The 9,304-nt window shown below is 73.5% G+C and carries 4 protein-coding genes; 2 read left to right on the forward strand and 2 right to left on the reverse strand.

Features of this window, described 5'->3' with window-relative positions; all coding sequences use genetic code 11:
- Nucleotides 1–95 precede the first annotated feature (95 nt).
- The gene (locus tag ACIQOV_RS13400; protein WP_401048248.1) at nt 96–2,951 is read right to left on the reverse strand and encodes a DEAD/DEAH box helicase; all 2,856 of its coding nucleotides are present in this window, start codon (nt 2,949–2,951) and stop codon (nt 96–98) included.
- Between the two features lie 161 nt (nt 2,952–3,112).
- Nucleotides 3,113–4,285 carry an aminotransferase class V-fold PLP-dependent enzyme gene (locus ACIQOV_RS13405; RefSeq protein WP_401048240.1) on the reverse strand — a complete coding sequence of 391 codons (1,173 nt, stop codon included), beginning with the start codon at nt 4,283–4,285 and terminating at the stop codon, nt 3,113–3,115.
- 151 nt (nt 4,286–4,436) lie between these two features.
- Between ACIQOV_RS13405 and ACIQOV_RS13410 the strand changes: the two genes are divergently transcribed.
- Nucleotides 4,437–6,503, forward strand: a complete 2,067-nt coding sequence (locus tag ACIQOV_RS13410; RefSeq protein WP_401048242.1) for a prolyl oligopeptidase family serine peptidase — start codon at nt 4,437–4,439, stop codon at nt 6,501–6,503.
- A 367-nt stretch (nt 6,504–6,870) separates the two neighbouring features.
- The gene (locus ACIQOV_RS13415; protein ID WP_401048245.1) at nt 6,871–9,237 is read left to right on the forward strand and encodes an immune inhibitor A domain-containing protein; all 2,367 of its coding nucleotides are present in this window, start codon (nt 6,871–6,873) and stop codon (nt 9,235–9,237) included.
- Nucleotides 9,238–9,304 lie beyond the last annotated feature (67 nt).

Consider the following 9,304-nt stretch of genomic DNA (forward strand, 5'->3'; position numbering starts at 1 on the left):
CAGGCCTGGTGCTTCCCCACCCCTTCATCCTCATCACTGGGAAGCGAAAGGGCCCGCGCGCTCGGGTGAGCGGGCGGGCCCCTTCAGGTGTCCGGCTAGCCCACGGAGGAGTAGGCGATGATGCCGCGGCGGAGGCCGTCGACGGCCTTGCGGGCGGTCCGGCGGAGTTCGACGTCCTCGCCGGCGGCGTCCTGGATCTGGCCCAGGACGTCGATCAGCTGCTTGGTCCAGCGGACGAAGTCGCCGGCCGGCATGTCGGCGTCGCGCAGGACCTGGTCGAGGTTGTGGCCGAGCGCCCAGCGGTAGGCGACCCAGGCGAAGCCGAGGTCGGGCTCGCGCTGGCCGACGCCCTCCGCGGTGTTGATCCGGTGCTGCTCCTCCAGGGCGTCCAGGTGGCCCCAGATCCGGACCATCTTGCCGAGCGCCTCCTTGGCCGCGCCCTCCGGCACCCGGGGGGCGCCGGCGTCGTCGGACTGGCGGGCCTCGTACACCAGCGCCGAGGCGCAGGCGGCGAGTTCGGCGGCGGCCAGGCCGCTCCAGACGCCCTCGCGGATGCATTCGGAGGCGAGCAGGTCGAGCTCGCCGTACAGCCGGCCGAGCCGCTTGCCGTCGTCGGTGACGGTGTCGCCGTGCAGGTAGCCGAGGTCGGTGAGCAGTCCGCAGACCCGGTCGAAGGTGCGGGCGATGGTGTGGGTGCGCGAGCGCATCCGGCGTTCCAGCAGTTCGGTGTCGCGGTGCAGCCGGTGGTAGCGCTCGGCCCAGCGGGCGTGGTCCTCGCGGTCGGAGCAGCCGTGGCAGGGGTGCTGGCGCAGTTCGGTGCGCAGCCGGGTGATCTCCGGGTCGTCGGCGGCAGCCGCGCGGCCGCGCCGGAACCGCTCGGGCTCCAGGTGACCGGCCTTGGTGCGCAGGGCCGAGGCGAGGTCGCGCCGGGACTGCGGGCTGCGCGGGTTGAAGGACTTGGGGATGCGCAGCCGTTCGATCGCGACGACCGGGTGCGGGAAGTCGATCATGGCGAGCCGCTTGACCTGCCGCTCGGCGGTGAGCACCACCGGGCGGGGGCCGTCCTGGTAGTCGGGGTGGCGCGGGCCGCCCCGGCCGGAGCGGTTGACCGGCGGCAGGCCCGGGTCGAGGACCAGGGCGAGGCCGGCGAACTTGCCGGTGGGCACGTGGATGACGTCGCCCGGCTTGAGCTGCTCGATGGACTCGACGGCGGCCGCGCGGCGCTGGCTGCTGCCCTCGCGGGCCATCTCGTTCTCGCGGTCCTTGAGCCGGCGGCGCAGCTCCATGTACGCGTCGAAGTCGCCGAGGTGGCAGGTCATCGACTCGCGGTAGCCCTCCAGCCCCTCCTCGTTGCGCTGCACCTGGCGGGCGATGCCGACCACCGAGCGGTCCGCCTGGAACTGGGCGAAGGAGGTTTCCAGCAGCTCGCGCGAGCGGTGCCGGCCGAACTGGGAGACCAGGTTGACGGCCATGTTGTAGGAGGGCCGGAACGAGGACTTCAGCGGGTAGGTGCGGGTGCCGGCCAGGCCGGCCAGCGCCTCGGGGTCGAGGCCGCGCTGCCAGAGGACCACGGCGTGGCCCTCGATGTCGATGCCGCGCCGCCCGGCCCGGCCGGTGAGCTGGGTGTACTCGCCGGGGGTGATGTCGGCGTGGGTCTCGCCGTTCCACTTGACGAGCTTCTCCATGACCACCGAGCGGGCGGGCATGTTGATGCCGAGCGCCAGGGTCTCGGTCGCGAAGACGGCCTTGACCAGGCCCTTCACGAAGAGCTCCTCGACGACCTCCTTGAACCGGGGCAGCATCCCGGCGTGGTGGGCGGCGATGCCGCGCTCCAGCCCGTCCAGCCACTCGAAGTAGCCGAGGACGTGCAGGTCCTCGTCGGGGATGTCGGCGCAGCGCTCCTCGACGATCGCCCGGACCCGGGCGCGGTCCGCGTCCTTGTTGAGCCGCAGGCCGGAGCTGAGGCACTGCTGGACGGCGGCCTCGCAGCCGGCCCGGCTGAAGATGAAGGTGATCGCGGGCAGCAGGCCCTCGGCGTCGAGCCGGTCGATGACGTCCACGCGGCTCGGCGTCCAGACCCGGCCGGGCCGGCCGTTGGGCATCGAGCGGCCCCGGCCGCGGCCGAAGCGGTCGCGCGGGTTGCGGTCGAGCTCGGAGCGGGCGAGCCGGACCAGCTCGGGGTTGACGGCCTTGCCGGGGTTCTTCAGGTTGTGCTTGGGGCGGCCGTCGCGGTCGGGGTCGGCGAACAGGTCGTACATCCGGTTGCCGGCCATCACGTGCTGCCACAGCGGCACGGGGCGGGTCTCGGAGACGATCACCTTGGTGCCGCCGCGCACGGTGTCCAGCCAGTCGCCGAACTCCTCGGCGTTGGAGACGGTCGCGGAGAGCGAGACGAGGGTGACCGACTCGGGGAGGTGGATGATGACCTCCTCCCAGACGGCGCCGCGGAGGCGGTCGGCGAGGTAGTGCACCTCGTCCATCACGACGTAGCCGAGGCCGTCGAGGGTGCTGGAGCCCGCGTAGAGCATGTTGCGCAGCACCTCGGTGGTCATCACCACCACGGGTGCGTCGCCGTTGACGGTGTTGTCGCCGGTGAGCAGGCCGACCTTGGCGGCGCCGTAGCGCTTGACCAGGTCCCCGTACTTCTGGTTGGAGAGCGCCTTGATCGGCGTGGTGTAGAAGCACTTGCGGCCCGCGGCCAGGGCCAGGTGCACGGCGAACTCGCCGACGATGGTCTTCCCGGAGCCGGTGGGGGCGGCGACCAGGACGCCGGATCCGGCCTCCAGCGTCTCGCAGGCCTCCAGCTGGAAGTCGTCCAGCGGGAAGTCGTAGAGCTGCTGGAAGCCGTACAGGGCGGTGGCCTGCTCCTTGGCCCGGCGACGGCTGGCCGCGTACGCCTCGGCGGGGCTGAGCTCCTGGTCGTCCTGGGGCTCTGGATCGGGGGTGTTCATCGCCGTCCGGGTGTGGTTGGTGTGATCTCGCATCTCAGCGAGAGGTTACCCGGGAGGAGTGACATCGATAGCACCGTTTTTCCGTGACCTGGACGACCGGGACCACCGGGACCACCGACGGCCGGCCCCGGCCCCATCCCCGGCCCCGGCCCCGGCCCGGCTCAGCCCTTCAGCAGCTCCACCAGCCCGTTCGCCAGCCGCTCGTACTCCTCCGGCCGGTTGTACAGCTGCGCGCTGACCCGCAGCACCCCGCCGCCGGCCCACGGGCGGACGGCGATCCGGGTGCCGAGCCGGTGCCACACCTCGGCCATCAGCGCCTTCACCTGCGGCTCGGTCTCGCCGAACCCGTCCGGCAGCCGGACGGTGCTCATCCAGACCCCGGGGGTCGCGGGCAGCGGTGCCAGGCCGGCCCGCTCGGCCAGCACCCGGCGGCCGTACGCGGCGAGGGCCGTGTTGTGGGCGGCGACCTCCGCGTGGCCGAGGTCGCGCAGCAGTTCGAAGCCGGCCGGGGCGGCCAGCCAGGGGGTGTAGTCGCAGGTGCCGCGCCACTCCACGTTGCCCGGGAAGCCCTTGTCGTGCTCCCAGGACAGTGCCAGCGGGCGCACCCGGCCGGTCCACTCGGGGCGGACGGCGAGCACGCCGGTGGCGCGCGGGGCGAAGGCCCACTTGTGCAGGTTGCCGAACCAGAAGTCGGCGTTCGGATCGATCGGGGCGGGCAGCATGCCGGGGGCGTGGGCACCGTCGACCACGGTGGTCACGCCGCGGGCGCGCAGGTCGGCGAGCAGGGCCGGGCCGGCCACCAGGCGGGCGGTGGGCGAGGTCAGCTGGTCGAGGATCGCGACGGTGGTGCGTCCGTCCACGGCGGCGAGCACCGCCTCCCGGACGGCCTGCTCGTCCGGGGCGTCCAGCGGCACCTCGACGACCACCACGTCGGCGCCGGTCTCGGCGGCCTTGCGGACCGCGGCCCGGGTCACCGCGCCGTAGCCGTGGTCGGTGACCAGGATCCGGTCGCCGGGGGCGAACGGGATGCTGTCCAGGGCGATCGCGACCGCCTCGGTGACGTTGGCGACCAGGGCGAGCCGGTCCGGGTCGGTGTCCAGCTCGGCGGCGAGAAGGGCGCGGGCGGCGGCGATCCGGGCGGGGAGGTCGGCGAAGAAGCCGTCCGGGTCCCGCTCGTGCTCGGTGCGCAGCCGCTCCTGCGCCCGCTGCACCGGGACGGGAACGGCGCCGAACGAGCCGTGGTTCAGGTGCGCGGTCCGCGGGGACACGCTGAACAGCCGGTCGGCGGCGGGCAGGGGGGCCGGGGGTTCGGCGGTCCGCAGGTCCTCGGTCACGGTTTCCTCCGCTGGCCGGCGCACCGGTGGTCGGCGCGCCGGTGGCTCGACGTCTCGGCGGGCCGGTCGACACCGGCACGCTCACTGATGTGTGACATTTCACATGACAGACTACTGGTCGGGGCCCACACCTCGCGACCACCATCGGGCCGTGACCAACACCGACGCCTTCCTTGCCCTCAGCGCCCGTACCGGCCGGTTCGCCTTCGGCGCGCCGCGTGCGTACACCCTCGCCGAGGACGGTACCCGGCTGCTGCTGCTCCGCTCCACCGGTCCGGAGGATCCGGTCGACCGCCTCCACCTGCTCGACACCGCGACCGGCGAGGAGCGCCTGGTCGCCGACCCGGCCGCGCTGCTGCCCGGCCGCACCGGCCGCCGCGACGACCTGCCCGTCGTCGAGCGCCGGCTGCGCGAGCGCACCCGGCTGGTCGCCGCCGGCATCGGCACGTACGCCGCCACCGCCGACCTCGCCACCGCCGTCTTCACCCTGGACGGCCGGCTGTTCCGCACCGACACCACCGCCGGCACCAGCGACGAACTCCCCGTCGCCGGGCCCGCGTTCGACCCCCGGCCGGACGCCACCGGGCAGCGCGTCGCCTACGTCGCCGAGGACGCCCTGTACGTCACCCCGGCCCTCGAACCGTTCTCCCCCGCCGACGGCGCCCGCTGGGGCGTCGCCGAGTTCGCCGCCGCCGAGGAGCTCGGCCGCTCCCGCGGCCACTGGTGGCGCCCGGACGGCGGCGCGCTGCTGGCCGCCCGGGTGGACGAATCCGCCGTCCCCCGGCGCTACTTCGCCGACCCGGCGCACCCCGGCGAGGCGCCCGAGGACTTCGCCTACCCGCAGGCCGGCGGCCCCAACGCGGACGTCCAGCTCTGGGTCCTCGGCCTCGACGGCACCCGGGTCCGACTGCGGTGGGACGCCGAGGAGTTCCCGTACGTCTGCGCCGCCTCCTGGGCCTCCACCGAGGAGGTGCTGCTCACCGTCGCCGACCGCCTCCAGCAGAACGTGCTGCTGCTGAGCGCCGACCCGGCCACCGGCACGAGCACCGAACTCTCCCGCACCACCGACGAGTTCTGGGTGGACGACCTGCCCGGCACCCCCGCCCGGCTGGCCGACGGCCGGCTGCTCACCGTCCACGACACCCCGCAGGCCCGCGGCCTCGCGCTGGACGGCAAGCCCCTGGACACCACCGGCCTGCAGATCCGCCGGGTCGTCGGCCGGCTGAACGGCCGACTGCTCTGCGAGACCGGCGAGGGCGACCCCTTCGACCAGTACGTCCACCTGGTCGACCCGGACGGCGGCGCCCCCGAGCCGCTCGCCTCCGGCCCCGGCACCCACACGGCCCTCGCCACCGCCGACACCCTGCTGCTCACCTCGGCCGGCCCGGAGGGCGTGCGGCGCGTCGTCAGCCGCGACGGCCGCGAGCTGCCGCTCACCGACCACAGCGCCGCGCTGCCCCACCGGGTGGAGCCGCGACTCGCCCGGGTCACCGGGCGCGCCCTGCCCAGCGCCGTGGTCTACCCGCGCGACCACGTCCCGGGCCGGCGGCTGCCCGTCCTGCTGGACGTCTACGGCGGGCCCGGCTACCAGGCGGTGGCCAACGAGCCGCGCCGCTGGCAGCTCAAGCAGTGGTGGGCCGACCAGGGCTTCGCGGTGGTCACCGTCGACAACGGCGGCACCCCGTTCGTCTCCCCCGCGTTCACCCGCACCATCTTCCGCCGCTTCTCCCAGGTGGCGCTGGACGACCAGGTCGACGCCCTGCACGCGCTCGCCGAACAGCACCCGGACCTCGACCTCGGCCGGGTGGGCGTGCGCGGCTGGTCCTACGGCGGCTACTTCGCGGCGCTCGCCGTCCTGCGCCGCCCGGACGTCTTCCACGCCGCCTGCGCGGGCGCCCCGCCCACCGACTTCCGGCTCTACGACACCGCGTACACCGAGCGCTACCTCGGCCTGCCGCAGGACAACCCCGAGGGCTACGCCGACGACTGCCTGATCACCGACGCGCCCGGCCTGGCCAGGCCGCTGCTGCTGATCCACGGGCTGGCCGACGACAACGTCCACCCCTCGCACACCCTGCTGCTCTCCCAGGCGCTCACCAGGGCCGGCCGGCCGCACAGCGTGCTGCCGCTGCCCGGGGCCACCCACATGACCCCGGGCGGCCTGATGGAGCAGCTGGCCGAGGCCGAACTCGCCTTCCTGCGGGCGTCCCTGGGGTAGTCCTTTGCACCGCCCGGGCCGGGCTGCGACGCTCCGCACGATCGCCGCCCGGGCCGGTCGGGCAGCGGCAGTGGACGCCACTGACCGCGGGCAACGCCGGACTCGCCTCCGGGCTGGAGCTCGCCCTGCACGCCACCGGGCGGAGCACCCTCGCGCTGGTCCACGGCGCACTGGTGGTGGTCAGCGTGGCCCTGGAATACACCACCGGCTGACGGTCCGGCAGGCCAAGGGCGTCGTACCTCCTGGTGCGGCGCCCTTCCGCTTGCTCCACACCTCTTCCACGTGACCCGTCACATGTGAAATATTACCTGCGCTTCACCGACTGATGACCTGAAGGACCCCCATCCCCCCCGAAAGGACCGGTCAGTTGCGCAGACTGTCCGCCGCCCTCGCCGCCGCGCTCACCACCGGCGCGATAGCGGCCACCCTGCTGGGCACCCCCGCCCAGGCCGCACCCCCGACCCCCGCCACCCTCGCCGCGGCCCAGGCCGACGCCGAACAGGGCGCCGAGGCCCCGCCCGCCCCGCTGGCCCCGCAGGAGCGCGAGCGCCAGGCGCTGCGCGGCAAGGCCCTGGAGCAGCTCAACAAGGGCTCCGTCGCCAAGAGCGCCGGCAAGCGGGCCCCGGCGAAGGTGAAGATCGGCAACGACTACGTCCAGCTCGCGCACCAGCGCACGGACAAGGTCTTCGTGATCCTCGCCCAGTTCGGCGACGAGGTGGACACCACCACCCAGTGGAACGGCCAGCCCCGCTACGGCGGCACCCCCGGCCCGGCCCACAACCTGATCCCCAAGCCGGGCAAGGACGACAACCACACCCTGTGGTCGCAGGACTTCAACCGCGACTACTACCAGAAGCTGTTCTTCGACGACTCGCCCGGCGCCGTGTCGATGCGCAACTACTACCGCACCCAGTCCTCCGGCCGGTACGACGTCGAGGGCACCGTCAGCGACTGGGTCACCCTCCCGTACAACGAGGCCCGCTACGGCAGCAACAAGGGCCCGCAGGGCTCCGGCGCCTGGACCCAGGGGCAGGAGTTCGTCCGGGACGCCGTCAAGGCCTGGTACGACGGCGAGATCGCCAAGGGCCGCTCCGCCACCGACATCAAGGCGCAGCTCGCCCAGTACGACGTCTACGACCGCTACGACCACGACAAGGACGGCGAGTTCGCCCAGCCGGACGGCTACCTGGACAACGTCGTCGTGGTGCACGCGGGCGTGGACGAGACCTGGGGCGGCGGCGCCCAGGGCGCCGACGCACTGTGGGCGCACCGCAGTTGGACCTTCCCGGACGCGACCGGGCAGACCGGCCCGGAGGGCAACAAGATCGGCGGCGCCCCCGTCGGCGACACCGGCCTGTACGTCTACGACTACGTCCAGGGGGGCGAGAACAGCGGCGTCGGCCTGTTCGCCCACGAGTACGGCCACAACCTCGGCCTGCCCGACCTCTACCCCACCAACGGCGGTGACAACAGCGTCAACTTCTGGTCGCTGATGTCCTCCGGCTCGTACCTGGGCAAGGGCCCGAACACCACCGGCGGCTACCCCGGCGACCTCGACGCCTGGAGCAAGCTGCAGTTCGGCTGGCTCGACTACGACGAGGCGCAGGCCGCCACCCGCTCCACCCACGCCCTCGGCGTGAGCAGCTACAACACCGACCAGGCCCAGGCCGTCCTGGTCCACCTGCCGGACGGCACCACCCGCACCGACCTCGCCGACCCGTACGAGGGCGCCAGGCAGTGGTGGAGCGACACCGGCGACAACCAGGACAACTCCCTGACCCGGGACGTCGACCTGCGCACCGCCGCCGGTCCGGCCGCCCTGGACGCGGCGGTCTGGTACGACACCGAGCAGGACTACGACTTCCTGACCGTCGAGGCCTCCACCGACGAGGGCAAGCACTGGACCGCCCTCGGCGGCACCGTGGACGGCGCCCCGATCGGCAACACCAGCGCCAACACCCCCGGCCTGAGCGGCGCGTCCGGCGCCTACAAGCAGCTGCACATCCCGCTGGACGGCTACCTCGGCCGGCAGGTCCGGCTGCGCTTCCACGTCACCTCGGACAGCAACACCCACGGCCGGGGCGTCCTGGTGGACGCCGTCAAGGCCACCGCCGGCGGCGCCGAGCTGTTCACCGACGGCGCCGAGAACGGCGCGAACGGCTGGACCGCCAACGGCTTCACCGCCATCGACGGCCGCACCGCCGTCAAGCAGCACCCGCGCGCGTACCTCGCCGAGAACCGCCGCTACACCGGCTACGGGGCGTTCCTGAAGACCGGCCCGTACAACTTCGGCTACAGCGGCGTCGCGGGCAAGGCCAACGTGGTGGACAACTACCCGTACCAGGAGGGCGTCCTGATCTGGCTGTGGGACACCTCGTACGGTGACAACAACACCAAGGACCACCCCGGCGGCGGGCTGATCCTGCCGATCGACGCCCGCCCGGCGCCGATCCGCTTCGCCGACGGGACGCTGGTCAACGGGCGGGCGCAGACCTACGACGCGACCTTCTCGCTCAAGCCGACCACGCCGTTCACCCTGCACAAGGGCGGCGTCGCGGTGCGCATCCCGTCGAAGCCGGCCGTTCCGGTCTTCAACGACCGCACCGGGGTCTACGGCGACCCGGCCACGCCGCAGCTGACGGTGAAGGTGCCGGACACCAACACGAAGATCGAGGTCGTCCGGGAGTCCCAGGGCGGGAAGATCACCACCGTCCGGGTGGGCCCGGCCTCCTGAGCCGGGAAGCCCCGTGGAAGCGGCCCCGGATCCCCCCCCCGCCAAGGGCTCCGGGGGCTGGGCGTAA

Origin of the sequence: Kitasatospora sp. NPDC091257, from assembly GCF_044757675.1 — a bacterium.
In the GTDB taxonomy this organism is placed as follows: domain Bacteria; phylum Actinomycetota; class Actinomycetes; order Streptomycetales; family Streptomycetaceae; genus Kitasatospora; species Kitasatospora lactacystinica.